Source organism: Bradyrhizobium sp. JYMT SZCCT0180, assembly GCF_018130165.1.
Taxonomy (GTDB): Bacteria; Pseudomonadota; Alphaproteobacteria; order Rhizobiales; family Xanthobacteraceae; genus Bradyrhizobium.
The window spans coordinates 162,463-187,238 of sequence record NZ_JAFCLZ010000017.1; the positions used below are offsets into that span (position 1 = coordinate 162,463).

Genomic DNA, 24,776 nt, shown 5'->3' on the forward strand with positions numbered 1-24,776 from the left:
GGAGTGCCGAAGTCCAGTATGTTTGCGCAAATGCCGCTCGACAATCGCACGGTAGTCCAATTCGCGGCCGTTGCCGCCATCGCTGGCTTACTCCGGCCGCCCCTAACGTTGCCAAGGCCGAAACGACTTAAAGTTTCGTCGTGGCTGGTAGTTTTGTAACATTGAACCCAAGATATGTCAACATGACTGACATAAATTTCTCGAGGCCTGCCGGTGACCCTGATTCGAGGGGGCCTGACGGTGTGTCGCCGGCCCCGCGCGCGGGCGAATTGCGCTGGGATATCATCGAGCTCCTGTTCTTCGCCTATCGCGACTTCGTCGGCGATGCCGACCATGAGCTCGAGGCGTTCGGGTTCGGCCGCGCCCATCACCGGGTGATGCATTTCGTCCACCGCTATCCCGGCCTCAAGGTCGCCGACCTCCTGGACGTATTGCGCATCACCAAGCAGTCGCTGGGCCGGGTGCTCAAGCAGTTGCTGGACGAAGGCTATATCGTGCAAAAGACCGGCAATAACGACCGCAGGCAGCGCCTTCTCTACGCCACGGCGAAGGGCGAGGCCCTGGTGGGCAAGCTCGCCGGGCTGCAGACCGATCGCATCAACCGCGCCATGCAGGACATCGATACCGCCGGCCAGGAAGTGCTGCGGCAGTTCCTGCGCGCGATGATCGATCGCGACGATCCGGACAAGGTGCTGGAGACGATCTTCGGCAGCGGAAAGAAGCCAAGGGAGTGACCGTGGCCCAAGGAACTGCCAACCCAACCGTCGCCGCAGCCACCGTGCGGTCGCCGCGGCAAATGGCCGACGACGCCCCGCATCTGCTGCTGGTCGACGACGACCGCCGTATCCGCGACTTGCTGTCGCGCTTCCTGTCCGGCGAGGGCTATCGCGTCACGACCGCGGCGAGCGCCACCGACGCCCGCGCCAAGCTGCTCGGCCTGCATTTTGATCTTCTGATCCTCGACGTCATGATGCCCGGCGAAACCGGCTTCGATCTCGCCCGCTTCATCCGCACCTCCTCCTCGGTGCCGATCATCATGCTGACGGCGCGCCATGAGGCGGAAGCCCGCATCGAAGGCCTGCAGATCGGCGCCGACGATTATGTGGCGAAACCCTTCGAGCCGCGCGAACTGGTCTTGCGGATCGGCAACATCCTCAAGCGCACCGCAACGCCGGCAGTTGAAGCGCTGGAGCAGATCGCGTTCGGGCCCTACGTCTATCATCTCGAACGCGGCGAACTGCGCGAAGGCGATGAGATCATCCACCTGACGGACCGCGAACGCGAGATGCTGCGCATCCTGAGCCTGAGCCCCGGCGAGACCGTGCCGCGCGCGGCACTGACCGGCGGCGGCACCGTCAACGAGCGCGCCGTCGACGTGCAGATCAACCGGCTGCGCCGCAAGATTGAAAAAGATCCGGCCAATCCGTTGTTCCTGCAGGCGGTGCGCGGCATCGGCTATCGCCTGGTGGCGTCGCCGTGAGCCAAACGAACCAAGCGCGATGAGCACGCTCGACACCGGCCTCACGCTGATCCGCACCGCCGCCGGCCGGGTCTCCAAGGTCAATGGCTGGATGGGCAACGCGTTCAAGGGCTGGATGCCGACCGGCCTCTACGCCCGCGCGCTCTTGATCATGATCGTGCCGATGGTGGTGCTGCAGACCGTGGTCGCGTTCGTGTTCATGGAGCGGCACTGGAACACGGTGACGCGGCGCCTGTCGGCTGCCGTGGTGCAGGATATCGCCAGCCTGATCGACATCTACAAGTTCTTTCCGCAGGACAAGGACCGCGCGCAATTGCGCCTCGTCGGGCAGCGGCTGCAGCTCGTGGTTGATTTTCTCCCGGTCGGCGACATGCCGCCCCCCGGGCCGAAGCCGTTCTTCTCACTGCTCGACCAGACCCTGTCGGCACAGATCGGCCGCCAGATCCGCCGCCCGTTCTGGATCGACACCGTCGGCAAATCCAACCTCGTTGAGATCCGCATTCAGCTCGATGACGCCGTGATGCGTATCTTTGCGCAAAGAAGCGCGGCCTATGCCTCCAATTCGGAGATCTTCATCTTCTGGATGCTGGGAACGTCCTCGATCCTGTTGATCGTCGCGGTGCTGTTCCTGCGCAACCAGATCAGGCCGATCCTGCGGCTCGCCGACGCCGCCGAAAGTTTCGGCAAGGGCCGCGAGGCGCCGAACTTCCGTCCCCGCGGCGCGCGCGAAGTGCGGCGCGCGGCGCAGGCCTTCCTGGAAATGAAAGCCCGCATCGAGCGTTCGATCGAGCAACGCACCGCGATGCTCGCCGGCGTCAGCCACGATCTGCGCACCATCCTGACCCGCTTCAAGCTCGAGCTCGCGCTGATCGGCGACGTTCCCGAGGTCGACGGCATGCGCAAGGACGTCGACGAGATGTCCGCGATGCTCGAGGCCTATCTCGCCTTTGCCCGCGGCGACAGCGGCGAGGTCGCGCAACCGACCGACATGTCGATGGCGCTGGAGGAGTTGCGCAGCGATGCCGAGCGCCACGGCCACACCGCGACGGTGGCGTTCCACGGCCTGCCGGTCGTGACCGTCAAACCGGCCTCGTTCAAGCGCTGCCTCGCCAACCTCGTCTCCAACGCCGCGCGGCACGCCAACACGATTTCGATCACCGGCCATCGCGACCACCGCTATCTGACGGTCACGATCGACGACGATGGGCCGGGCATTCCGGCCAACATGCGCGAGGAAGTGTTCAAGCCGTTCCTGCGGCTCGACGACGCCCGCAACCAGGACGAAGGCGGCACCGGCCTTGGGCTGGCGATCGCCCGCGACATCGCCCGTTCGCATGGCGGCGACATCACGCTCGGCGACAGTCCGATGGGCGGATTAAGGGCGGCGGTCAGGGTGCCGGTTTGATTTGCTGCCGGATTGGGGCCTTCATCCTTCGAGACGCGCGAAGACGCGCTCCTCCAGCGACAACGGCAAAGCCGTTGCGCGGGGATGAGGTTTGGCAGTTTCAGATGAGACGCTAGACCCTCATGGTGAGGAGCGCGGCGAAGCCGCGCGTCTCGAACCATGCGGCCACCAGATGAGGAAACATAGCCGCCTGACTTCCGCTACTTCTTCGGCAACAGGCCCTTCAGCTTTTCCATGTCCTTGAGGTTTATCTTCATGCCGCCGGGCATGATGATGTCGCCGGGCTTTTGATCGGCCTTGCAGGCCCCTAGCCACTTCGCCTCGATCGTGGTGGTGGAGTCGCGCGGCACGCCGGCCGGAGCCCCGGTGCTGTTCGAGGTCGACTTCACGGTGTAGGCGGAGTTGAAATCGCCGGTGATCTCGGCACGCGATTTGACCGACATGCCGCCGGAGCCGCAGACGGAATCGGTGACGTAGCCGGTCGCGGTCTTCTGGATATCGTTTTTCGAGCAGACGTCCTTGGCCATCGGCGAGAACGAGGTGCTCATATCCTTGTCGGTGGTCGCGTCGGTGCACTGCTGCATCGTCATCTCGGGCACCGGCGAGCCGGTCTGCACCACCTTCATTTCCCACAGGCCGGCCTTGCGCACCGGCAGCTCGACGGCGCCGGCATGGCTCGCAGGCCACACGGCGAGCAGGCCAAGCGCCAAACAAAATGAATGAAGCTGTCGCGCCATGCTCGCGCTCCGCTGGTCGTGGATCAGGCGTTCAGGTCCGGCTCAGTAGAGCGTGCGCAGCGGCCGGGCGTTGGCCCCATAGGGCACCCAGCGGCAGGCGAAGGAGACGTATCCGCCGTCATAGGGCTGCACCGCGAGGAATTTCACCACCTTGCCGTAGCCGGCGCAGTGATCGACCGCGAGCTGGCGCGCATCCGCCTGCCTGGCCAGCGAATAGGCGATAATGCCGCCGGTATCATTGCCCTTGAACGGCGGCACCCAGTCGGCCTGCGCCGGCGCAGCCGCCAGCAACCCGCATATCGCAACCAGGCACGCGGCCCCAATTCTCTGCATCGCCGACTCCATTTCGCTGAGGTCACCATAGAGTGCGCCGGCGGCTGTGAAAAGAATGGGTTACGGCCGACCCCCTACTTGTCTGCAAGGTGTTGCCGCGCTGCACTTGACCTCGTCCGGGCTTCACGGCACGGTCCGGAGGGTTGGATGACCGGCGGAATTCCCATGCGCACCCTCTTCACATCGTTGAAAACCTTCGGCCTGGCTGCGGCGCTTGCCGTGCTGGCATTCGGCCAGTCGGCAGAGGCCGCCAATCCGCTGGAATTGAATTTCTGGCTGTCCGGTCCCCGCTATGACGGGCGCGTTGCGCCTTGCGAATCGGCGCTGCCGACCATCATTTCGCAGTTCCGCGAGAAGGAAAGCACCTTCTGGAATTCCCCCCTGACCATCACCGCCTATGGCCGGGTCCACGAAACCACGTTCCGTCCCTGGCAATCCGACAACATTCCGCGCCGCTATTGCACCGGCGACGTGATGCTGAGCGACGGCAAGGTGCGCAACGTGCACTATTCGATCATCGAGGATGGCGGCTTTGCCGGCTTCGGCCAGGGCGTCGAATGGTGCGTCACCGGGCTGGACCGCAACTGGGCCTATAACCCCGGCTGCAAGGCTGCCCGGCCTTAAAGCTTACCCCTAAGCTTCCTGCCAGAGTTTTTCGATCGCGGCGGCCGGCGCCACCCGATTCGCGCCTCACCATTTTTGTTCTTGAAATGTTCCGGTTCCCTGCTAGGCTCGGGTAATCGAGTACGTCATGCTTGGCGAGTAAGGGAGCGTTTGATGTTTCCATCGGTCATTGTTTCGCGGCTGCTGATTTCGCTGGCACTTGTCTTGGTCACCGCGGGCCACGCCGCCGCGCAGGACCGCCGGCAGAACGCCCCTGGCGAGTTCGATTTCTACGTGCTGGCCCTGTCGTGGTCGCCCTCCTTCTGCGAGGCGGCCTCCGAACGCGGTAATAGCGGCCGTTCTGCGCAGATCCAGTGCGAGCGCCCGTTTTCCTTCGTGGTCCACGGCCTGTGGCCGCAATATGAGCGCGGCTTTCCCGAATATTGCCAGCGGCCGTCGCCCCGTCTCGACCGCAACATCATGACGTCGATGCTGGACCTGATGCCGGCGCCCGGGCTGATCTTCAACGAGTGGGACAAGCACGGCACCTGTTCCGGCCTTGGCGCGCGGGCCTATTTCGAGAACATCCGCAAAGCCCGCGCCGCGGTGAAGATCCCCGAGGAATTCCTGCAATTGTCGGAATCGAAGACGATCGCCCCCGAGGCGCTCGAGGCAGCCTTTATCAAGGTCAATCCCGGCCTGAGCAGCTCGGCGATTTCGGTCGTCTGCAGCAGCCGTCGGCTCAGCGAAGTCAGGGTCTGCATGAGCAAGGACCTGCAATTCCGCTCCTGCGAGGAAATCGACCGCCGCGCCTGCCGCCGCGACGAGGTCGTGATGCCGCCGGTGCGGGGAAGTTGAAACCTCCCTCGTCGTCATGCCCGGGCTTGACCCGGGCATCCACGTCTTCCTTCGTTCGGTGATCAAAGACGTGGATGGCCGGGACAAGCCCGGCCATGACGAGTAGAAGACGTAGACGTCTTCTCGAACGGCTCTTGAATTCTCCCATGAACTACCGACACGCCTTTCATGCCGGCGGCTTTGCCGATGTCATCAAGCACATCGTGCTGGTGCGGATGCTGACATATCTGCAGGAAAAGCCCGCCGCCTTTCGCGTCATCGACACCCATGCCGGCGCCGGGCGCTACGACCTGTCCGGCGACGAGGCCCGCCGCAGCGGCGAATGGCTGACCGGCATCGCGCGGGTGATGCAGGCGCGGTTCTCGGAAAATGCGTTGCCGCTGGTGGCGCCCTATCTCGACATCGTCAGGGCCTTCAACGCGCAAGCCGAGCTGAAAGCCTATCCCGGATCGCCCTTGATCGCGCGCGCGCTGCTGCGGCCGCAGGACCGCCTCACGGCATGCGAGATCGAGCCGAAAGCCCACAAGCAATTGATCGATGCGCTGCGCCGCGACACCCAGGCCCGGGTGGTCGATCTCGACGGCTGGACGGCGTTGCCGGCCTTCGTGCCGCCGAACGAGCGGCGCGGCCTCGTGCTGATCGACCCTTCGTTCGAGCAAAAGGACGAGTTCGAAAAGCTCGCCGACGGCTTTGCCGAGGCCTATGCGAAGTGGCCGACCGGCAGCTATCTCTTGTGGTACCCGGTCAAGAGCCGGCGCATCACCGACGGCCTGGCCCGGCATGTCGCCGCCGTGGCTGAGACCGGCAAGCCGGCCGGAAAATGTCTGCGGCTCGAATTCAGCGTCGCACCGCAGCAGGCCGGCGGTCCCCTCACCTCCACCGGGCTTCTGATCGTCAACCCGCCGTGGACGCTGGCGGGCGAGCTGAAGACTATTTTACCCGAATTGGAAAAACCGCTCGGCCAGGGCGGCGCCGGCCGGTTCAGGCTTGAGACGCCCAAACCTTGAAGGCTCGTCTTGAATGCAAGCCTTGAACGCAAACCTTTCGGGGTAAGCCTTCAAGGCGGTGCATTGGGCTGAAAAGTGCCGATTGAGCCATAGTCAATTTGCGCGGAACCGTATTATGCTCGGCTGTTATGACTGGCTTTACGTTCCGCTTCCGCGAATGGTTGCGGCGGAGTGATCAAGGCCTAAAAAAATCCAGACTGATCGGTGCGTGACCCGATCGGTTCAGGTGGCCAAGCTTCCGACAACGAATGTCCGGTCGGCCGATACGCGAATTGCGCGTAGCGGCAAAGCAATGCGGGGGAGGAGTTTTCCCGATGGCCATGACTGGTACAGTCAAGTTCTTCAATGGAGAACGCGGCTACGGCTTCATCAAGCCCGATGACGGCGGCCGCGACGTGTTCGTTCACATCACTGCCGTCGAGCGGGCCGGATTGAAGGATTTGACTGAAGGACAGCGCATTACATTCGAGGTCGAACCGGACAAGAAGGGCAAAGGCCCCAAGGCGGTCAACCTGGTGATTTCATCGTAAGCTGACGCGTGAGCTTAAGCTCTCGGTGAAAGCGAACTGAAGTTTTGCCTGCACCAAATCCCGCTGAGCGCGAGGCGCGGCTCAGAACGTGGACGCGTGCATGATGTGGCCGCCGCGCGCCGGTGCGTCACGTTCGCTCTCGGGGAAGAACCGCGCCGCGATCCTGTCAGGGCCGACATCATCGACATGCCGGAAGCCGGTCGCGCTCATGCGGGCGCAAAGCGGCGCGGTGTCGAAATAGCTCTGAAGGCTTTCGCCAACCGCGGCCACCCGCTCGGCAAGCGCTTGATGCGCGGCGCGGCCGGCCGGTGCGACCGAGCTTGCGGGGTTGACGTAGTCGAACACCACCTCAGCGCCGCCCTCTAGCTGCCCGACATAGCCGAGCGTCGAGAACACCGCCGTCTCGGTCAGATACGGCACCACGCCGAGCCAGCTGAAGAAGCTGCGTTTGGCGGCGACAAAGCCTGCGGCGTCCAGCGCTTCGGCCAATGTCTGCCGTTCGAAATCTATCCCGACATAGGTCAGCGTGTCCGGTACGGCGATTGTCGCAGCGGCCAGCATCTCGCGCTTGCGGGCTTGCGTGGCGGGAAAATCGACTTCGAAAATTCGCAGGCCACCCGCCAGCGGCGTCCGGTAGGCGAGCGTATCGAGCCCTGCGCCGAGCACCACGAGCTGCGTCGCACCATTATTCACCGCTTCCGTCAGCGCTTCTTCCGAGATGCGCGAGCGCGCGGCGATGAACCAGCGCAACCGTGGCCCCGACGTGTGGGCCATGGCATGGTCGAGCGAGACCTGGATATCGTCGCCGAGAATGCGCAGCGCCAGCGGATCCATGAGGATCGATGCGTTATCCAGCACCTGGTGCGCCGCGCGCAAGCGGGCGGCGCCCAACGCGGTCAGACTTGGCTGCCCCGGCTGCATCGAACAATTTTAGGCGTGCCGCCGCGCACTGTCCACGAGACAAAAAAAATCCCGGCGGCTTGGCGCCGCCGGGAGGCTGCAACAGATGGTTTCTTTGCGTTTTTTTGATCTCAGAAGCGATAATTCACGCCGGCGCGGATCAGCCCGAAGCTGTAGCCGTTCGAGGCTCCGGTGATGACAAAATTGGTGTTGGAGAGGTCGACATAGAGATACTCGACCTTGGCGCTCCAGTTCGGCGCAAAGCCCATTTCAGCGCCGACGCCCGCGGTCCAGCCCGCCGTGGTGTGGGATTCCGACAGGCCGAACGTGGTGGCGCGCAGTTCGCCGAAGGCAAGACCGCCGGTGCCGTAGAACATCACGTTGTTAAACGCATAGCCGACCCGGCCGCGCAGCGTGCCGAACCAGGGGTTGGAGAACTTCCACGGCGCGAAGGTATCGGCCGCGCCGGTCGCGTTGATATCGCCCTCGAGGCCAAACACCCACGGCCCGTTCTGAAAGTTGTAGCCGGCCTGCACGCCGCCTACAAAGCCCGACGGCTTGGTCGGGTTGTTGTCGACCGAGCCCCAGGCATAGCCGAGATTGCCGCCGAGATAGGGACCGGCCCAGCTATAGGCGTTGAGCGGCTGATTGACGGTATAGGGCGCGCGCGATCCGTAATTCATGTCGGCCGCCTGCGCCGACATCGTCCAGGCGGCGGCGACCACCGCCAGCGCCCGCAAAACAAAGCTGCCCATCACTCAACTCCACCACGCAACAGCCGCACCCTTCCGGCCGAGGCCGGCTTGGTTACGGAATTCCACTTTTTTCCTGTAAGATTTATCGAGAGTTTTAAGTTAAAGGGTTGTTAAGCCCTCTTACCGCCCGATCATCAGTCTTAAGAATGTGTTACCCGGCATGGCCTCGGTCGCCGCCGGCACGCTGGCGATGCCGGCCAGCAGCGCTTAATTTAGGCCCATGGATCACGATTCTACCGACCATCCGAAGGCCCCGGGCAAGCCGCGACGGGGTTCCCAGCCGGATTTGCTTTCAAAGGACCCTGCAAAGGACCCTGCTCAGGAGCTTGGCCCCGCCGATCTCGATCCGGCGACGTCTGCCGCCGAGGACGAAGATGAGGCCCGCCTGCCGGAACCCGCGGAGGAAACCGCCGAGGACACCACGGAGGCGGTGGCCGAAGGTCCGCTTGCGGTCGGCCATGCCGCGATCGAAAATGCCGTGCGCCTGGCGCCGACCTCGCCCGGTGTCTACCGCATGCTCAACACCGGCAACGACGTGCTTTACGTCGGCAAGGCGAAGAACGTCCGCAAGCGGCTTGCCTCCTACGCCCGCGTCAACGCGCCGCTGCCGGCGCGAATCCTGCGCATGATCGCGGCCACCGTTGCGGTCGAGATCATCTCGACCACGACGGAGACCGAGGCGCTGCTGCTCGAGGCCAATCTGATCAAGCAGCTGCGGCCGCGCTTCAACGTGCAACTGCGCGACGACAAGTCGTTTCCCTATATCCTGATCACCGGCGACCACTGGGCGCCGCAGATCCTCAAACATCGCGGCGCGCAGTCGCGGCCGGGGCGCTATTTCGGGCCGTTCGCCAACGCGGGCGCCGTCAACCGCACCATCACGGCGCTGCAGCGCGCGTTTTTGATCCGCTCCTGCACCGACGGCTTCTTCGAGAGCCGCACCCGGCCCTGCCTGCTCTATCAAATCCGCCGCTGCTCCGGCCCCTGCACCCGCGAGATCGATTTCCCCGGCTATACCGAGCTGGTGCGCGAGGCGGGCGACTTCCTGTCCGGCCGCAGCCATCTGGTCAAAAAAGAACTGGCCGGTGAGATGGAAAAAGCGTCCGCCGAACTCGAATTCGAGACTGCCGCACTCTACCGTGACCGCCTCGCCGCACTCTCGGCGATCCAGTCGCAGCAGGGCATCAATCCGCGCACCGTGGAAGAGGCCGACGTGTTCGCCATCCACCAGGAGGGCGGCTATTCCTGCGTCGAGGTGTTCTTCTTCCGCACCGGCCAGAACTGGGGCAACCGCGCCTATTTCCCGCGCGCGGAGAAATCCTTCACGCCGGAAGAAGTGCTGGCCTCGTTCCTGGCGCAATTCTACGACGACAAACCGCCGCCGAAACTGATCCTGCTGTCGCACGAGATCGAGGAAAGCGCGCTGCTGGCGGATGCCCTCGCCGTCAAGGCCGGCTTCAAGGTCGAAGTCTCGACGCCAAAGCGCGGCGAGAAAAAGGAATTGATCGCGCATGCGCTGACCAACGCCCGCGAGGCGCTCGGCCGCAAGCTCAGCGATACCGCGACCCAAGGCCGCCTGCTGGAGGGCATGGTCACGACGCTCGGGCTGCCGCATGCGCCCAAGCGCATCGAGGTCTACGACAACAGCCACATCCAGGGCACCAACGCGGTCGGCGCGATGATCGTGGCGGGACCCGACGGATTCATCAAGAACCAGTACCGCAAGTTCAACATCAAGTCGGAAGGCCTGACGCCCGGCGACGACTACGCGATGATGCGCGAGGTGCTGGAGCGGCGCTTCAAGCGGCTGTTGAAACCGCCGGAAGACGATACCGGCAAAGCAAAAGCCGAGATCAAGGCCGACGACGATTCGTTTCCGCAATGGCCGGATCTGGTCATTATTGACGGCGGCCGCGGCCAGCTCAACGCGGCAAGGCAGATCTTCGAGACCCTCGGACTGACGCAAGTCACGCTGCTGGCCGTGGCCAAGGGGCCGGACCGCGATGCGGGGCGGGAAACGCTGTTCATGCCGGACCGCGAGGCGATCAAGCTCGAACCGCGCGACCCCGTGCTGTATTTCATCCAGCGGCTGCGCGACGAGGCGCATCGTTTCGTGATCGGATCGCACCGCAAACTGCGCAAAAAGGACATCCGCGAAGCGGGTTTGCAGGAGATTCCGGGCATCGGCCCGTCACGCAAACGTGCCTTGCTGCATCACTTTGGAACGCTGAAGGAAATCGAGCGGGCCTCGATCGCCGACCTTGGCAAGGTTCCAGGGGTCAGCGCCGAAAGCGCCCGCAAGATTTTCGAGTTTTTCCATGCGCAACCGGGTTAAAGGGAGCCGATTCACATGGAGGTTTCATTTGGGCGTTTCATTTGGCCGTCGCCTGCGACAGATGATCTGGGGCCTGCACGGTTGACCTTCACGCCTGAGCGGTATTGGTAAGACGGATGAACATCGCAACCACCAAGGGCCAGTCCAAGAGCCTGTCCCTCCCGAATATCCTGACCTATGCCCGCATCGCCGCCATCCCGGTGGTGGTCGGCTGCGTCTATGCCCAATCCATCATGGACGGCCCGCTGTGGCTGCGCTGGGTGGCGCTGGCGCTCTTTATCGCCGCCGCCGTGACCGACGTTCTCGATGGCTATTATGCACGGGCGTGGGATCAGCAATCCGCCTTCGGCCGCATGCTCGATCCGATCGCCGACAAATTGCTGGTGGCGTCCTGCCTGTTGATGCTGGCCGCCGACAACAGCATCCATGGCTGGACGCTGTGGGCCGCCATCGTGATCCTGTGCCGCGAAATCCTGGTCTCGGGCTTGCGGGAATATCTCGCGGCGCTCCGGGTCAGCGTCCCCGTGACCAAGCTCGCGAAATGGAAGACCACCGTCCAGCTGGTCGCGATCGGCTTTCTGATCGCCGGCGAGGCGGGCGAACAGATTTTCGCCCCGACCACCATGATCGGGATCGCCCTGCTGTGGACGTCGGCGATCGTCACGATCTATACCGGCTATGATTATTTCCGCGCCGGCATTCACCACCTCATCAAGGAGGATGAGGGATGAAGGTCAAATATTTCGCCTGGGTGCGCGAACGGATCGGCATTTCGGAGGAAATGGTCGAGCCGCCGGCCGCCGTGCGCACGGTGGACGATTTGATCGGCTGGCTCTCCCAGCGCGGCGAGACCTATGCCTACGCGTTCGAGAAGCCGAAGGTGATCCGCGCCGCGATCGACCATACCCATGTCAAGCCGGATGCGATGATATCAGGCGCCCGCGAGATCGCGTTCTTTCCGCCGATGACCGGCGGTTGACCTCTCCAATGACCGCCGCCGCGACCATCCGCATTCAGCAAGCCGATTTCGACATCGCGCAGGAGATTGCGGCGCTGACCAAGGGCCGCAGCGATGTCGGCGCGGTCGTGACCTTCAGCGGCATCTGCCGCGGCAGCGAGAACGGCGAGCCGATCGCGGCGCTGACGCTCGAGCACTATCCCGGCATGGCGGAGGCCGAAATCAAGCGGCACACCGACGAAGCGATGTCGCGCTGGCCGCTCACCGGCCTCACCGTGGTGCATCGCGTCGGGCGCATCACGCCGGGCGAAAACATCGTGCTGGTGCTGGCGGCTTCCGCGCATCGGCAAGCGGCGTTTCAGGCGGCGGAGTTCCTGATGGATTATCTGAAGGCCAATGCGCCGTTCTGGAAGCGCGAAGAAAGCGCGAAGGGAACGAGTTGGATCGAGGCGCGCGGCCATGACGACGACGCCGCGGCGCGCTGGACCAAATCCTGATGGCCAAACAGAGCAAGGCTTCCGTCAAACGCCGCCCCGGATTGCCGAAATACACCAAACCGAAATTTCCAAAACCTCGTGCCGGCGAATTACTGACGCTGCTGGATTTCGTCCGCTTTGCCGCGAGCCGCTTTATCGAGGCCGATCTGGTATTCGCTCATGGCACCACCGATCCGGTCGCCGAGGCCACATTCCTGGTCTGCGAGAGCCTGCGCCTTCATCCCGACCAGTTCGAGGCGTTTGCCACCGCGCGGGTCACGGCGGCCGAAGGCAAGGCGATCCTCAGCCTGATCGAGCGTCGCGTCACCACGCGGACGCCGACCGCCTATCTCGTCAACAAGATCTACATGCGCGGCCTGCCGTTCTATGTGGACGCGCGCACCATCGTGCCGCGCTCCTTCATCGGCGAGTTGCTGGATTCACATTTCGGCGGTGACGACGACGTCACCGGCGGTTCGCTGATCGCGGATCCGGCAGCGGTGGAAAATGTGCTCGACCTCTGCACCGGCTCGGGCTGCCTCGCGATCCTGGCGAGCCGCAGTTTTCCCAACGCCGAAATCGACGCGGTGGATATTTCGAGGGATGCGCTCGATGTCGCCGCGCATAATGTTGCCGATTACGGACTGCAGCATCGCCTGACGCTGCACCGCGGCGACCTGTTCAAGCCGCTGGGCGACAAACGCTACGACCTCATCATTTCAAACCCGCCCTATGTCGACGCCGAGGGCATGGCCGCCCTGCCGCGCGAATGCCGCGTCGAACCAAAACTCGCGTTCGATGGCGGCGCTGACGGGCTCGACATCGTCAGGCGCATCCTCGACGAGGCCAAGCAGCATCTGACGCCGGATGGCGGATTGTTGTGCGAGATCGGCCGTTGCCGGCCCGCGCTTGAAGCGGCCTATCCGCAGCTACCGCTGATGTGGCTCGACACCGAAGATTCGGAAGCCGAAGTATTTTATATTGCGGCCGACGATCTGTAGCGTTTTTGCGCTTGAATCGTCGGATTGCGCGGAAATATCACGCACCATTGGCGTTCCCGACGCAGCGCGAAACTGGTAGTTTGGCGGTGATTCCACGCCGCAACGCCAGAGAGGCCTGCCATGCTGGACAAGAGCCCCACCAAGGTCAACGTTCCGAACGACCTCGCCGCGCACTGGATGCCGTTCACCGCAAACCGCGCCTTCAAGAAGAACCCGCGGATGCTCGCCGGCGCCAAGGACATGCATTACTTCACGGTCGACGGCCGCAAGATCATCGACGGTGCTGCCGGCATGTGGTGCTGCAATGCCGGCCACGGCCGCAGCCAGATATCAGAGGCGATCGGCAAGCAGGCCGCCGACCTCGACTACGCGCCGCCGTTCCAGTTCGGCATCCCGCAGGCCTTCGAACTCGCAAGCCGCCTCGCCGATCTGGCGCCCGCGGGCCTCGACCACGTGTTCTTCTGCAACTCCGGCTCGGAAGCTGCCGACACCGCGCTCAAGATTGCGCTGGCCTATCACCAGATCAGCGGCCAGGGCGGCCGCAGCAGGCTGATCGGCCGCGAGCGCGGCTATCACGGCGTCGGCTTCGGCGGCACGTCGGTCGGCGGCATTGTCGGCAACCGCAAGATCTACGGCTCCTTGCTGACAGGTGTCGATCATATCTCCCATACCTACGACCGCGAGAAGCAGGCCTTCAGCACGGGCGAGCCGGACTATGGCGCGCATTTCGCCGATGACGTGGAGCGGCTGGTCAATCTGCACGGCGCCAACACCATTGCCGCCGTCATGGTCGAGCCGATGGCGGGATCGACCGGCGTGCTGCCGGCGCCGAAAGGCTATCTCAAGCGCTTGCGCGAGATCACCCAGAAGCACGGCATCCTCCTGATCTTCGACGAGGTCATCACCGGTTTTGGCCGGCTCGGCTTTGCCTTTGCCGCCGAGCGCTATGGCGTGGTGCCTGACATGCTGACCTTCGCCAAGGGCGTCACCAATGGTGCGGCGCCGATGGGCGGCGTGCTGGTGCGCGACACCATCCACGACGCCTTCATGAGCGGCCCGGAACATGCCGTGGAACTGACCCACGGCTATACCTATTCGGCTCATCCGATCGCATGCGCCGCGGCGCTTGCCACGCTCGACATCTACCGCGACGAAAAACTGTTCGAGCGGGCGGGCAAGCTCGAGCCGAAGTTCGCCGAAGCCGTCATGTCGCTGCGCAAGGAACCCGGCGTCCTCGATATCCGCACCGTCGGTATCACCGCCGGCATCGACCTCGCGCCGCGTCCGGACCTGCCCGGCAAGCGCGGCTTCGACGGGCTCAACAGCGCCTTCCACGACAACGATTTGATGATACGGGTCGCCGGCGATACTTTGGTGCTGACCCCGCCCTTGATCATCAGCGAGGACCAGATCGGCGAAGTCATCGACAAGGTCGCCAAGGTAATCCGCGCGACGGCGTAGGGCGCACACTTTCATGTCCCGGCCTTGAGCCGGGACCCATCGCTCCACATCCGATTGCGACATGGGTCCCGGCTCAAGGCCGGGACACGCGCTCTTTCGGAACATTAGAAACCAAGGCGCGTTCACTCCCGGCGGAGACAATCATGTCTCTGCCGACGGAGGAAAGCTGACATGCCCGGGCCTTCGAGCGGCTTGTTGCGCGCCGGCATTGCGCTGAAGCTCAACCAGGTCAAGCGCGCGACGCAATCCTATCTGCGCGACCGGACCAACCAGGCCACCGGCACCGTCACCTCCTACGCGATCGCCGCCGGCCTCTTCGCGGCCGCCGGTATTTTTCTGATCGCGGCGCTTCTCGTCGGCGCGGCAGCATTGTTTCGCTGGGTTGAAATCAACTACGGACAGTTTTGGGCGTTCGGCGTCATCGGCGGCCTGCTCGCGATCATCGCCTGCATCTGCGCCACCGTGGCGGCCAGCAGGCTCAAGCGCCCTCCGCCGCAGTTCCCGTCGCTCACCAGCCGCTTGCGGGTGGCGATCAAGGCCAGCCCCGTGAAGCCCGATCAGATCGAGGCGGTCCGGGATACCGCCGCGGCGATCCTGCAAGCCCCCGCGGCGCCGGTGGAACATCGGAGGCGGCGAAACCGGCCGGGGCACGGCAATAGAAACACGAATATCGGCTTGATCCTGATGGCAAGCTTGCTGGGCTACGCGGCGGTGCGCCGGCGGCAGCAGGCACGACACGCGGGGATCTGATGTCCCGCGCCCGCTCCGAGCATACGGATAATCTGATCCTGATTGCAGCCACCACTCTCGTGATCCTGACCGCGCAGCGCTATTTCCAGGCGTCCGCGCCCGACCCCCTCGATCCAGCCACGCCCGAACCCCGCAGCCCCGCGGCGACGAAAGGCGGCGACTTTACGGGCGAACTCTCTCAAGATGGCCACGGGCGACGCGCGCGCAGTCCGTTCAGCATTCCCTGGGCGGGATGGAAAGATATTCTCTGGCGAACCTATGAGGAGTTCAACGACGACCGTCTGCTCGCCACTGCGGCCGGCGTCGTGTTCTTCGGCCTGCTCGCGGTGTTTCCGGCTGTAACCGCGCTGGTTTCCTCATACGGGCTGTTCGCCGACCCCTCGACCATCGGCGCCAATCTGCAGACGCTGGCGGTGATGCTGCCGGAAGGCTCCTTCCAGATCGTGCAGGAGCAGATCGCACGGGTGCTAGACAAAGGCAGCACCGCGCTGGGCTGGACTTTCCTGTTTGGCCTCGGCCTTGCCCTCTGGAGTGCCAATGCAGGCGTCAAGGCAGTGATCGATGCGCTCAACGTGGTCTATGACGAACGAGAGAAGCGCAGCTTCGTCGGATTGAACCTGCTTTCGCTGTCCTTCACCGTCGGTGGGATCGCCGCCCTGATGGTTATGGTCGGAGCCGTGGTGGCGTTTCCGCTGGCGCTCGACCATCTGGGCCTGCCCCCGGACAGCCTGTTCCTGGTGAGCCTTGCGCGTTGGCCGCTGCTGTTCGCGGCGCTGCTGACGGCGCTTGCATTGCTCTACCGGTTCGGACCGAGCCGCCGCGCACCGCGATGGGAATGGTTGAGCATCGGCACGCTGCTTGCCGCTCTGCTGTGGATCGCGGGCTCCTCGGCGTTGTCCTGGTATCTGTCGAACTTCGGCGATTACAACGCGACCTACGGTTCGCTCGGGGCCGCGATCGGCCTGATGATGTGGATGTGGATGTCGGCCATTGTCGTGCTGTTCGGGGCGGAACTGAACTCGGAAATCGAGCACCAGACCGCAGTCGATACCACCGTCGGCCATCGAAAGCCGCTGGGCACCCGCGGCGCCACCATGGCCGATACGCTGGGACCGGCGGTTCCAGCCTCCTGAAAGAACACTAGACCCGCGAATCAACAATGATGCTAAGCTCATTGCGCTTGGGGGAGCGCAAACCGGACGATGCCTGACGACACCAGCGTTTTCCCGGGCGGGGGTAGTTCGGACCTGAAGGCGTAGCGCGCGACATGATTCGCATTTCGACGATTTTTATCGCCATCTGCATGGTGCTGGTCGCAGCCTCGCTTGGCCTGGTCCTGCATGCGGTCGCCGGCATCAGCGGAACCGAATCCGCGATCGTGGCGCTGACGGCGCTGACCTTCCTGATCCTCTACAACGCGGTTTCGATGCGGCTGCGCGATCGCTCCGATGTCGGCGGCCAGATCGCGGACCTGTCCCGCGGCACCGCCGACCTCGCCCGCCAGGTCGCCGAATTCGGCCGCCGGCTCGCGGCTGTCGAGGGCCGCGTGGTGTCGGCGAATTCCGCCGGCAGCGACCGCATCCAGGCGGTGGTCGGCGAGATCAACGAGCTGGGCGTGCTGGTCAAGCAGCTCGCGGTCTCCGTCGCCAGCCATGAGGATTTGATTGCCTCGGGCGCTGCGGCAGCGCCACCGGCAGCAGCACCGGCACCGATTGTGGCTGCGCCCGTCGCCGAACCGCAAACCTCACCGCCATTGTCCACCGAATTCGCAGCACCGCCCGTCGTCGCCAGGCCGGCACCATCAGCCGCGCCAGCCCCAGCCGTCGCCGAAGCCGCCGCGCGCAGCCAGCCGCAGCTTCTCGCCGCCGTGAAGAATGCCATCGAGGAGAACCGGCTCGACATCTATCTGCAGCCGATGGTGACGCTGCCGCAGCGCAAGGTGCGCTTCTACGAGGCGGTGACGCGGCTGCGCGACGACAACGACCAGATTCTTGCCGCCGACGATTTCATCGCCACCGCCGAAGCCGGCGGCCTGATGGGGCGCATCGACCACATGGTGATGTTGCGCTGTGTGCAGGTGCTGCGCCGCCTGATGGTGCGCAACAAGGATGTCGGCGTGTTCTGCAACGTCTCCGCCGCGACGCTGGCCAATCCCACCACCTTCGCGCAATGCCTCGATTTCCTCGAAGCCAATCGCGCGCTGGCGCCGTCCTTCGTGCTCGAGTTCAAGCAGGCCACGTTCCGCAACCTCGGTCCGACCGAGACCGAGCATCTGGCGGCGCTGTCGCAGCGCGGCTATCGTTTCTCGATCGACCATGTCAGCGATATCAGGATCGAGCCGCGGGAACTCGCCGACCGCGGCGTCCGCTTCATCAAGGTTCCAGCGGCGCTGCTGCTCGATCCCAGGCAGAGCTCGACGTCGGACATTCACCCCTCTGACCTGTCGGATCTGCTCGGCCGCTTCGGCATCGACCTGATTGCCGAAAAGATCGAGGGCGAGCGCGCGGTGGTCGATCTGCTGGATTTCGACGTCCGGTTCGGCCAGGGCTTCCTGTTCGCGCCGCCCCGGCCGTTGCGGCCCGAGGGGGCATCTGCTACCGGCGGGGCGACTTCGAACAGCACCAATGGTTCCAATGGCCCAAGCCCGCCTGCAAGCACCCCTGCTCCCGTCGCCACGCCGATCGTCGAACCTTCGACGCGGGCGACCGGCAATGCCGCGCTGGCGCGCCGCGCCGCCGGACCGGGCTAACCGGCGCCCGATGTCATGACCACACTCCGGTTCGTCGAAAACCTGAGCGACCTCGTCGATGGCGTGGAAGTCATCCTCTCCGATATCTGGGGCGTGGTGCATAACGGGCTCGAGGCATTTCCGGTGGCCTGCGCGGCGCTGCACAATTTTCGCCAGCGCGGCGGCACCGTCATCCTCATTACCAACGCGCCGCGGCCCGCCGATTCGGTGCAGCGGCAGTTGCGCAAGCTCGGCGTCGCCGACGAGACCTATGACGCGATCGTCTCTTCCGGCGATCTGACCCGGCACTTTGTCGCCGACCATCCGGGGCAGAAAGTTTTCTGGCTCGGTCCGGAGCGCGACAATTCGATCTACCGCGGACTTGATCCGGTGATGGCTCCGCTCGAACAGGCCGACTACATCGTCTGCACCGGACCGTTCGACGACGAAACCGAATCGGCCGAAGACTATCGCGCGATGATGCTGCAGGCGCGCGAACGCAAGCTGCCGCTGATCTGCGCCAACCCCGATATCGTCGTCGAACGCGGCGACCGCCTGGTCTATTGCGCGGGCGCGATCGCCGAACTCTATCGCGAACTCGGCGGCGAGGTGATCTTCTACGGCAAGCCGCACCGGCCGATCTATGAACGCGCGATGGCGCTCGCCGCCGAACACCGCGGCCATGCCGCCCCGCTCGACCGGGTGCTGGCAATCGGCGATTCCGTCCGCACCGACCTCACCGGGGCATTAGGTTTCGGCATCGACTGCCTGTTCGTGACCCGCGGCATCCACTCCGAGGAATTCGAAGGCATCGACCAGCTCGACCCGGCCTCGGTCAGGGAATTGTTCGGCCATCCGCCAAAGGCGCTGATGCGGGAGCTGAAGTGGTAGGGTGCGCACGCGCCTCTGCTCCCTCGCCCCGCTCTTGCGGGGAGAGGGTTGGGGTGAGGGGCTCTCTCGGCGAATTCTGAAGATGTGGTGAGAGCGGTACCCCCTCACCCGGCGCTACGCGCCGACCTCTCCCCGCAAGCGGGGCGAGGTTAAGAAGAATGACCGCGCCTTACGCCGTCGCCATATCCGGGAAGACCGCCTCGATCTTGGTCTTCAGCGTCGCCGCGTTGAACGGCTTGACGATGTAATTGTTCACGCCGGCCTTCTTGGCCGCAATCACGTTCTCGGTCTTGGATTCCGCCGTGATCATGATGAAGGGCGTGGTGGCGAGGTTAGGATCGGCACGGACTTCCTTGAGGAGGTCGTAGCCGGTCATCGGCTCCATGTTCCAATCGGAAATCACGAGCCCGTATTTCTTGCCGCGCATCTTGTTCAGCGCTTCCGAACCGTCGCTGGCATCGTCGATGTTCTCAAAGCCGAGCTGCTTCAAAAGATTTCGGATGATCCGGATCATGGTGTTGTAGTCATCGACCACCAGAACCGACATCGACAAATCAACCGCCATCTCTTCCCCCACTAACGCTTAGGCCACTAAATATCGGCAGGCCTGCGCGACCCGCAGTCCTCGCCCCACCCCTAGCATCAAGGCGTTAAACAGCGCGTTAATCGGGCGCAGGTGGATTGCCTCGGTTTTGAACCAAAGCCGTCCGGCTTGACTTCGCCCGCGCCCCCACGTCACGGTCCGGCCGCGCGCATCGCGACCCAAGGTCTTTTTTGGAATCCGCAAGAATCCTGCAAGAATCCGTCACATGACAACTGGTTTTACCGTTATTCGAGACACCACCCCCGCCGCCGACATCCCCAAGGGGGCGGTGGTCGCCATGGGCAATTTCGACGGCGTCCATCTCGGTCACCGCGCCGTGATATCAGCTGCGCTGAACATGGGGCATGCCCACGGAAAACCCGCTTTTGCGGTGACCTTCGAGCCGCATCCGCGCAGCTTTTTCAGCCCGAACAGCCCGCAATTCCGCCTCACGGACGAGACCAACAAGCTCCGGCTCCTGGCCGCCACCGGGCTCGCCGGCGCCGTGGTGATGACCTTCGACAAGGGCCGCGCCGGAACGTCGGCGCAAGATTTCATTCACCATGACCTGATCGGCCGGCTCGGCATCAGCGGCATCGCGGTCGGCTACGACTTCCATTTCGGCAAGGGCCGGGTCGGCTCGCCCAGCCTTCTGGTCAGCGAGGCGCCGCGGCTCGGGATCGAGGTCGACGTCCAGGCCCATGTCGACATCGCCGAGCGGCCGGTGTCCTCCAGCGCCATCCGCATGGCGCTGGCGGAGGGCCAGATCGACGACGCCACCGCGATGCTGGGCGGACCGTGGTTTGCGACCGGCGAGGTGATCCATGGCGAGAAGCGCGGCCGCGACCTCGGCTATCCCACCGCCAACATCCGCCTCGACAAGAATTGCGCGCTCAAGCACGGCATCTATGCGGTGCGGGTCGGGCGCGGAACTGAACGATTGAACGGCGTGGCGAGCTACGGCCGCCGCCCGACCTTCGACAACGGCGCGCCGCTGCTGGAAGTGTTCCTGTTCGACTTCAAGGGCGACCTCTATGGCTCCGTGCTCGACGTCGCCTTCATCGCCTTCATCCGCGATGAACTTAAATTCGACGGCATCGAGGCGTTGATCCGCCAGATGGACGACGACAGCGTCCGGGCCCGCGCGGCGCTCGCAGCGGCGCCCGACGCGTATCCGAAGCTCGGAGTGATCGATTGAGCAGAAGTGAAAAGCAGAAGATGCTGGCGGGCGAGTTGTATCGCCCCGACGCCGAACTCGGCGCCGAACAGGCCGCCACCAAGACCTGGCTGGTGCGCTACAACGCGGCACTGGCACAGCCGATGTCGGAACGGCTCGCACTGCTCCGCGAACGCCTCGGCCATGTCGGCAGGCATGCCGTGATCCGGCCGCCGTTCTTTTGCGACTACGGCTACAACATTCGCATCGGCGACGGCGTGTTCATGAACTTCAACTGCGTTATCCTGGATGTCGTCGAAGTCTCGATCGGCGACCACACCCAGATCGGACCCGCCGTACAGATTTACGCGGCCGACCATCCCCGCGACGCCAAGACCCGGCGCGAGGGCCTCGAATTCGGGCGCCCGGTCCGGATCGGCAGCAACGTCTGGATCGGCGGCGGTGCCATTATCCTGCCCGGTGTCACCATCGGCGACGGTGCGGTGATCGGCGCCGGCAGCGTGGTCACGCGCGACGTCGGCGCTGAAGTGACCGTCACGGGAAACCCGGCAAGGCCGAAACAGTCGTCCTGAGATGCGGGGGGGCCCGGCAGGGCTTTGCGGTTTCCGCTTCCGGCTGCTATGGAAAGCCCATGTTTGCGCGGCGCACCATCCCCATTAGCGGCCCGGCTTCCGCCTGAGCCTTGGCTCGGCGCAAGACCGGGATTTCCCCGTTTACCCCGCGAATGACCAGCGTATCTCGCGCCTTTTCAGCCAAACCAGAGCATTCATGTCCGAAAAACCGCAAAAGTCCGAAAAGTCCGAAGGACCAGACTATTCCAAGACCCTGTTCCTGCCGCTGACGGAATTCCCGATGCGCGCCGGCTTGCCCAAGCTCGAGCCTGACATCCTCAACCACTGGAACAAGATCGGTCTCTACGAGAGGCTGCGCGAGGCGGCCGACGGGCGACCGAAATTCGTGCTGCATGACGGCCCGCCCTACGCCAACGGCAACATCCATATCGGGCACGCGCTGAACAAGATCCTCAAGGACGTCGTGACCAAGAGCCAGCAGATGCTCGGCTTCGACTCCAACTATGTGCCGGGCTGGGACTGTCACGGCCTGCCGATCGAATGGAAGATCGAGGAAGAGAACTACCGCTCCAAGGGCAAGCCGAAGCCCGACTTCCGCGACTCCACGGCGATGGTGGCGTTCCGCAGGGAATGCCGCGCCTATGCGACGCACTGGCTCAACGTGCAGCGCGAGGAATTCAAGCGGCTCGGCATCATCGGCGACTGGGATCATCCCTACGCCACCATGAGCTATCCCGCCGAAGCCCAGATCGCGCGCGAGCTGATGAAGTTCGCCGCCAACGGCACGCTGTATCGCGGCTCCAAGCCCGTGATGTGGAGCGTGGTGGAGAAGACCGCGCTCGCCGAGGCCGAGGTCGAATATGAGGACTACACCTCGGACACGGTGTGGGTGAAATTTCCGGTGACCTCGCCGGCGCATGGCGCGCTGGCCAATGCGTCCGTCGTGATCTGGACCACGACGCCATGGACGCTGCCCGGCAATCGCGCCATCAGCTTCTCGCCGAAGATCGCCTACGGCCTGTTTGAGGTCACCGACGCGCCGGCGGATAATTGGGCCAAGAACGGCGACCTCCTGATCCTCGCCGACGCGCTCGCCGAGAGCGTGTTCAAGCAGGCCCGCGTCACCGCCTACAAGAAGGTGCGCGAGCTGCCGGCCGACACGCTCGACGCGGTGGAATGCGCCCATCCGCTGAAAGGCTTCAGCGGCGGATACGAATTCACCGTGCCGCTGCTGCCCGGCGACCACGTTACCGACGACACCGGCACCGGCTTCGTGCACACCGCACCCGGCCACGGCCGCGAAGACTTCGACGTCTGGATGGCGAATGCGCGCGAGCTCGACAGCCGCGGCATCAATACCGCGATCCCCTATACCGTCGACGAGAACGGCGCCTTCACCGACCACGCCCCGGGCTTCACCGGCAAGCGCGTGATCAACGACAAGGGCGAGAAGGGCGACGCCAACGAGGCCGTGATCAAGGTGCTGATCGAAGGCGGCAAGCTTCTGGCGCGCGGCCGCCTCAAACATCAGTATCCGCATTCCTGGCGCTCGAAGAAGCCGGTGATCTTCCGCAACACGCCGCAATGGTTCATCGCGATGGACAAGGACATCGCTGATAACGGCAAGGCCAAGCCCGGCGATACGCTGCGCGCCCGCGCGCTGCATGCGATCTCGGTGACGCAATGGGTGCCGCCCGCCGGGCAGAACCGCATCAACGGCATGATCGCCGGCCGCCCCGACTGGGTGATCTCGCGCCAGCGCGCCTGGGGCGTGCCGATCGCGGTGTTCGTGCGCGAAAAGGGCGACGGCTCCGCCGAAATCCTGCTGGACGAAATCGTCAACCAGCGCATCGCCGAGGCCTTCATGGAGGAAGGCGCCGACGCCTGGTACATGGACGGCGCCCGCGAACGCTTTCTTGGGTCACGTGCCGGCGAAGACTGGAAGAAGGTCGACGACATCTGCGACGTCTGGTTCGATTCCGGCTCGACGCACGCTTTCGTGCTGGAAGACCACCAGAATTTTCCCACGCTCGGCAACATCGTCCGCAAGGTCGATGGCGGCGAGGACACCGTGATGTATCTGGAAGGCTCAGACCAGCATCGCGGCTGGTTCCATTCCTCGCTGCTGGAAAGCTGCGGCACCCGCGGCCGCGCGCCCTACGACGTGGTGCTGACGCACGGCTTCACGCTGGACGAGAACGGCCGCAAGATGTCGAAGTCGCTCGGCAACACCGTCGAGCCGCAAAAGGTGATGAAGGATTCCGGCGCAGATATTTTGCGGCTGTGGGTCTGTTCGACCGATTATGCCGACGACCAGCGCATCGGTGCGGAGATCCTGAAAAACACCGTCGAGACCTACAAGAAGCTGCGCAACTCGATCCGCTGGATGCTCGGCACGCTGCACCACTTCAAGTCCAGTGACGCCGTCGCGCATGAGGAGATGCCGGAACTCGAACGGCTGATGCTGCATCAACTCGGCGGACAAGCCGAGATCGTGCGGCAGGCCTATGCCGAGTTCGATTACAAGACGGTTGTCGCCAGTCTGTCGGCGTTCATGAACACCGAATTGTCGGCGTTCTATTTCGACATCCGGAAAGACGTGCTGTATTGCGACGCGCCGTCCTCGCCGGTGCGCAAGGCGGCGCTGACCACGATCGACATCATCTGCGACTCGATCCTGAAATGGCTGGCGCCGGTGCTAAGCTTCACCACCGACGAAGCCTGGCGGATGTACCGGCCGGGCGCCGCGCCGTCGGTGCACCTGACGCTGTTCCCGACGGATCTGGGTTCATTCCGTGACGATGCGCTGGCTGCGAAATGGGAAACCATCCGCGACGTCAGGCGCGTCGTCACCGGCGCGCTCGAACTCGAACGCGCCGCCAAGAACATCGGCTCGTCGCTGGAAGCGTCGCCTCTGGTCTACGTGTCGGACAAGGCGATCTTCAACACGCTGTTCGACGTCGATCTGGCCGAAGTGTGCATCACCTCGAACGCGATGGCGACCAACGACGACGCGCCGGCCGCGGCCTTCACCCTCGCCGACGTTCCCGGCGTCGCGGTCGTGGTCGAAAAGGCCGTCGGCACCAAGTGCGCGCGGTCGTGGAAGATCCTGCCGACCGTGGGCGACGACGCCGAATATCCTGATGTCTCGCCGCGCGACGCGCAGGCGCTGCGGGAGTGGAAAGCGCTCGGAGTGGGTGTCTAAAATTCTTGAGTGCGAGTCTAAGATTCTATCG

Annotated in this window: 25 protein-coding genes; 20 read left to right on the plus strand and 5 right to left on the minus strand. The window is 64.1% G+C overall.

Features of this window, described 5'->3' with window-relative positions; all coding sequences use genetic code 11:
* Window positions 1-182 precede the first annotated feature (182 nt).
* From JQ641_RS24880 to JQ641_RS24890, 3 genes are all read left to right on the plus strand, one after another.
* Window positions 183-734 (plus strand): MarR family winged helix-turn-helix transcriptional regulator, encoded by a 552-nt coding sequence (locus JQ641_RS24880; RefSeq protein ID WP_192737695.1) that lies wholly within the window; start codon window positions 183-185, stop codon window positions 732-734.
* A gap of 62 nt (window positions 735-796) precedes the next feature.
* Entirely contained in the window at window positions 797-1,480 is a 684-nt protein-coding gene (locus tag JQ641_RS24885) for a response regulator (RefSeq protein WP_192737696.1), read from the plus strand.
* 19 nt (window positions 1,481-1,499) lie between these two features.
* Window positions 1,500-2,885 (plus strand): ATP-binding protein, encoded by a 1,386-nt coding sequence (locus tag JQ641_RS24890; protein ID WP_211998521.1) that lies wholly within the window; start codon window positions 1,500-1,502, stop codon window positions 2,883-2,885.
* Window positions 2,886-3,085: 200 nt separating this feature from the next.
* Here JQ641_RS24890 and JQ641_RS24895 read toward each other — a convergent pair whose 3' ends face one another.
* On the minus strand, window positions 3,086-3,622 hold the full coding sequence (locus tag JQ641_RS24895) for a DUF3617 domain-containing protein (RefSeq protein WP_211998522.1): 537 nt from the start codon (window positions 3,620-3,622) through the stop codon (window positions 3,086-3,088).
* Window positions 3,623-3,664: 42 nt separating this feature from the next.
* A complete protein-coding gene (locus tag JQ641_RS24900) occupies window positions 3,665-3,955 on the minus strand; it encodes a hypothetical protein (RefSeq protein ID WP_211998523.1) in 291 nt (96 codons plus the stop codon).
* 165 nt (window positions 3,956-4,120) lie between these two features.
* Here JQ641_RS24900 and JQ641_RS24905 point away from each other — a divergent pair, with 165 nt between their 5' ends.
* From JQ641_RS24905 to JQ641_RS24920, 4 genes are all read left to right on the plus strand, one after another.
* Window positions 4,121-4,579 carry a hypothetical protein gene (locus JQ641_RS24905; RefSeq protein WP_211998524.1) on the plus strand — a complete coding sequence of 153 codons (459 nt, stop codon included), beginning with the start codon at window positions 4,121-4,123 and terminating at the stop codon, window positions 4,577-4,579.
* A 153-nt stretch (window positions 4,580-4,732) separates the two neighbouring features.
* Complete coding sequence (locus JQ641_RS24910) at window positions 4,733-5,416, plus strand: ribonuclease T2 family protein (protein WP_211998525.1); 684 nt, start codon at window positions 4,733-4,735, stop codon at window positions 5,414-5,416.
* A gap of 146 nt (window positions 5,417-5,562) precedes the next feature.
* Entirely contained in the window at window positions 5,563-6,423 is an 861-nt protein-coding gene (locus tag JQ641_RS24915) for a 23S rRNA (adenine(2030)-N(6))-methyltransferase RlmJ (RefSeq protein ID WP_192738822.1), read from the plus strand.
* Window positions 6,424-6,737: 314 nt separating this feature from the next.
* Window positions 6,738-6,953, plus strand: a complete 216-nt coding sequence (locus tag JQ641_RS24920) for a cold-shock protein (RefSeq protein WP_028350729.1) — start codon at window positions 6,738-6,740, stop codon at window positions 6,951-6,953.
* 81 nt (window positions 6,954-7,034) lie between these two features.
* Here the strand turns inward: JQ641_RS24920 and JQ641_RS24925 are convergent, their stop codons facing one another.
* Together JQ641_RS24925 and JQ641_RS24930 are read right to left on the minus strand one after the other, a co-directional pair.
* Window positions 7,035-7,874 (minus strand): class I SAM-dependent methyltransferase, encoded by an 840-nt coding sequence (locus tag JQ641_RS24925; RefSeq protein ID WP_283815214.1) that lies wholly within the window; start codon window positions 7,872-7,874, stop codon window positions 7,035-7,037.
* Between the two features lie 110 nt (window positions 7,875-7,984).
* Window positions 7,985-8,608, minus strand: coding sequence for an outer membrane protein (locus JQ641_RS24930; protein ID WP_211998527.1), 624 nt, complete (start codon window positions 8,606-8,608; stop codon window positions 7,985-7,987).
* 220 nt (window positions 8,609-8,828) lie between these two features.
* On the opposite strand from JQ641_RS24930, the gene uvrC reads away from it, so the two are divergent.
* The 10 genes from uvrC to JQ641_RS24980 all read left to right on the plus strand — a co-directional run bounded on the left by uvrC (window position 8,829) and on the right by JQ641_RS24980 (window position 19,208).
* The gene (uvrC, locus tag JQ641_RS24935; protein ID WP_211998528.1) at window positions 8,829-10,943 is read left to right on the plus strand and encodes an excinuclease ABC subunit UvrC; all 2,115 of its coding nucleotides are present in this window, start codon (window positions 8,829-8,831) and stop codon (window positions 10,941-10,943) included.
* Window positions 10,944-11,059: 116 nt separating this feature from the next.
* Window positions 11,060-11,674, plus strand: coding sequence for a CDP-diacylglycerol--glycerol-3-phosphate 3-phosphatidyltransferase (gene pgsA / locus JQ641_RS24940; protein WP_192738826.1), 615 nt, complete (start codon window positions 11,060-11,062; stop codon window positions 11,672-11,674).
* The gene (gene moaD / locus JQ641_RS24945) at window positions 11,671-11,922 is read left to right on the plus strand and encodes a molybdopterin converting factor subunit 1 (protein WP_211998529.1); all 252 of its coding nucleotides are present in this window, start codon (window positions 11,671-11,673) and stop codon (window positions 11,920-11,922) included. The genes pgsA and moaD overlap by 4 nt, the downstream gene beginning before the upstream one ends.
* Window positions 11,923-11,930: 8 nt before the next feature.
* The gene (locus tag JQ641_RS24950; RefSeq protein ID WP_211998530.1) at window positions 11,931-12,398 is read left to right on the plus strand and encodes a molybdenum cofactor biosynthesis protein MoaE; all 468 of its coding nucleotides are present in this window, start codon (window positions 11,931-11,933) and stop codon (window positions 12,396-12,398) included.
* Complete coding sequence (gene prmB / locus JQ641_RS24955) at window positions 12,398-13,378, plus strand: 50S ribosomal protein L3 N(5)-glutamine methyltransferase (protein ID WP_211998531.1); 981 nt, start codon at window positions 12,398-12,400, stop codon at window positions 13,376-13,378. Before JQ641_RS24950 ends, prmB begins: the two co-directional genes overlap by 1 nt.
* 120 nt (window positions 13,379-13,498) lie before the next feature.
* Window positions 13,499-14,839, plus strand: coding sequence for an omega-aminotransferase AptA (gene aptA, locus JQ641_RS24960; protein WP_211998532.1), 1,341 nt, complete (start codon window positions 13,499-13,501; stop codon window positions 14,837-14,839).
* A 171-nt stretch (window positions 14,840-15,010) separates the two neighbouring features.
* Window positions 15,011-15,589 carry a phage holin family protein gene (locus tag JQ641_RS24965; protein ID WP_211998533.1) on the plus strand — a complete coding sequence of 193 codons (579 nt, stop codon included), beginning with the start codon at window positions 15,011-15,013 and terminating at the stop codon, window positions 15,587-15,589.
* Entirely contained in the window at window positions 15,589-16,722 is a 1,134-nt protein-coding gene (locus JQ641_RS24970) for a YihY/virulence factor BrkB family protein (RefSeq protein WP_211998534.1), read from the plus strand. The genes JQ641_RS24965 and JQ641_RS24970 overlap by 1 nt, the downstream gene beginning before the upstream one ends.
* Window positions 16,723-16,856: 134 nt before the next feature.
* Window positions 16,857-18,338 (plus strand): EAL domain-containing protein, encoded by a 1,482-nt coding sequence (locus JQ641_RS24975; RefSeq protein WP_211998535.1) that lies wholly within the window; start codon window positions 16,857-16,859, stop codon window positions 18,336-18,338.
* Window positions 18,339-18,353: 15 nt separating this feature from the next.
* Window positions 18,354-19,208: a TIGR01459 family HAD-type hydrolase gene (locus JQ641_RS24980; protein ID WP_211998536.1), complete on the plus strand. Its 855-nt coding sequence runs from the start codon at window positions 18,354-18,356 to the stop codon at window positions 19,206-19,208.
* A 169-nt stretch (window positions 19,209-19,377) separates the two neighbouring features.
* Here JQ641_RS24980 and JQ641_RS24985 read toward each other — a convergent pair whose 3' ends face one another.
* Entirely contained in the window at window positions 19,378-19,773 is a 396-nt protein-coding gene (locus tag JQ641_RS24985) for a response regulator (protein WP_192738834.1), read from the minus strand.
* A gap of 244 nt (window positions 19,774-20,017) precedes the next feature.
* Here JQ641_RS24985 and JQ641_RS24990 point away from each other — a divergent pair, with 244 nt between their 5' ends.
* The 3 genes from JQ641_RS24990 (at window position 20,018) to ileS (ending at window position 24,745) form a co-directional block, all read left to right on the plus strand.
* Entirely contained in the window at window positions 20,018-20,989 is a 972-nt protein-coding gene (locus JQ641_RS24990; protein WP_211998537.1) for a bifunctional riboflavin kinase/FAD synthetase, read from the plus strand.
* The gene (locus tag JQ641_RS24995) at window positions 20,986-21,540 is read left to right on the plus strand and encodes a sugar O-acetyltransferase (protein WP_249150653.1); all 555 of its coding nucleotides are present in this window, start codon (window positions 20,986-20,988) and stop codon (window positions 21,538-21,540) included. The genes JQ641_RS24990 and JQ641_RS24995 overlap by 4 nt, the downstream gene beginning before the upstream one ends.
* A gap of 196 nt (window positions 21,541-21,736) precedes the next feature.
* Window positions 21,737-24,745: an isoleucine--tRNA ligase gene (ileS, locus tag JQ641_RS25000; RefSeq protein WP_211998538.1), complete on the plus strand. Its 3,009-nt coding sequence runs from the start codon at window positions 21,737-21,739 to the stop codon at window positions 24,743-24,745.
* Window positions 24,746-24,776 lie beyond the last annotated feature (31 nt).

What these genes read in the sequence shown, in the direction of transcription:
- prmB (WP_211998531.1), top strand. Translation starts at nt 12,398, where the DNA reads ATGGCCAAACAGAGCAAGGCTTCCGTCAAACGCCGCCCCGGATTGCCG.
- JQ641_RS24925 (WP_283815214.1), bottom strand. Translation starts at nt 7,874, where the DNA reads ATGCAGCCGGGGCAGCCAAGTCTGACCGCGTTGGGCGCCGCCCGCTTG.
- JQ641_RS24930 (WP_211998527.1), bottom strand. Translation starts at nt 8,608, where the DNA reads ATGGGCAGCTTTGTTTTGCGGGCGCTGGCGGTGGTCGCCGCCGCCTGG.
- JQ641_RS24980 (WP_211998536.1), top strand. Translation starts at nt 18,354, where the DNA reads ATGACCACACTCCGGTTCGTCGAAAACCTGAGCGACCTCGTCGATGGC.
- moaD (WP_211998529.1), top strand. Translation starts at nt 11,671, where the DNA reads ATGAAGGTCAAATATTTCGCCTGGGTGCGCGAACGGATCGGCATTTCG.
- JQ641_RS24990 (WP_211998537.1), top strand. Translation starts at nt 20,018, where the DNA reads ATGACAACTGGTTTTACCGTTATTCGAGACACCACCCCCGCCGCCGAC.
- aptA (WP_211998532.1), top strand. Translation starts at nt 13,499, where the DNA reads ATGCTGGACAAGAGCCCCACCAAGGTCAACGTTCCGAACGACCTCGCC.
- JQ641_RS24965 (WP_211998533.1), top strand. Translation starts at nt 15,011, where the DNA reads ATGCCCGGGCCTTCGAGCGGCTTGTTGCGCGCCGGCATTGCGCTGAAG.
- JQ641_RS24950 (WP_211998530.1), top strand. Translation starts at nt 11,931, where the DNA reads ATGACCGCCGCCGCGACCATCCGCATTCAGCAAGCCGATTTCGACATC.
- JQ641_RS24915 (WP_192738822.1), top strand. Translation starts at nt 5,563, where the DNA reads ATGAACTACCGACACGCCTTTCATGCCGGCGGCTTTGCCGATGTCATC.
- pgsA (WP_192738826.1), top strand. Translation starts at nt 11,060, where the DNA reads ATGAACATCGCAACCACCAAGGGCCAGTCCAAGAGCCTGTCCCTCCCG.
- JQ641_RS24900 (WP_211998523.1), bottom strand. Translation starts at nt 3,955, where the DNA reads ATGCAGAGAATTGGGGCCGCGTGCCTGGTTGCGATATGCGGGTTGCTG.
- JQ641_RS24910 (WP_211998525.1), top strand. Translation starts at nt 4,733, where the DNA reads ATGTTTCCATCGGTCATTGTTTCGCGGCTGCTGATTTCGCTGGCACTT.
- JQ641_RS24885 (WP_192737696.1), top strand. Translation starts at nt 797, where the DNA reads ATGGCCGACGACGCCCCGCATCTGCTGCTGGTCGACGACGACCGCCGT.
- JQ641_RS24920 (WP_028350729.1), top strand. Translation starts at nt 6,738, where the DNA reads ATGGCCATGACTGGTACAGTCAAGTTCTTCAATGGAGAACGCGGCTAC.
- JQ641_RS24975 (WP_211998535.1), top strand. Translation starts at nt 16,857, where the DNA reads ATGATTCGCATTTCGACGATTTTTATCGCCATCTGCATGGTGCTGGTC.
- ileS (WP_211998538.1), top strand. Translation starts at nt 21,737, where the DNA reads ATGTCCGAAAAACCGCAAAAGTCCGAAAAGTCCGAAGGACCAGACTAT.
- JQ641_RS24895 (WP_211998522.1), bottom strand. Translation starts at nt 3,622, where the DNA reads ATGGCGCGACAGCTTCATTCATTTTGTTTGGCGCTTGGCCTGCTCGCC.
- JQ641_RS24970 (WP_211998534.1), top strand. Translation starts at nt 15,589, where the DNA reads ATGTCCCGCGCCCGCTCCGAGCATACGGATAATCTGATCCTGATTGCA.
- JQ641_RS24905 (WP_211998524.1), top strand. Translation starts at nt 4,121, where the DNA reads ATGCGCACCCTCTTCACATCGTTGAAAACCTTCGGCCTGGCTGCGGCG.
- uvrC (WP_211998528.1), top strand. Translation starts at nt 8,829, where the DNA reads ATGGATCACGATTCTACCGACCATCCGAAGGCCCCGGGCAAGCCGCGA.
- JQ641_RS24880 (WP_192737695.1), top strand. Translation starts at nt 183, where the DNA reads ATGACTGACATAAATTTCTCGAGGCCTGCCGGTGACCCTGATTCGAGG.
- JQ641_RS24890 (WP_211998521.1), top strand. Translation starts at nt 1,500, where the DNA reads ATGAGCACGCTCGACACCGGCCTCACGCTGATCCGCACCGCCGCCGGC.
- JQ641_RS24985 (WP_192738834.1), bottom strand. Translation starts at nt 19,773, where the DNA reads ATGGCGGTTGATTTGTCGATGTCGGTTCTGGTGGTCGATGACTACAAC.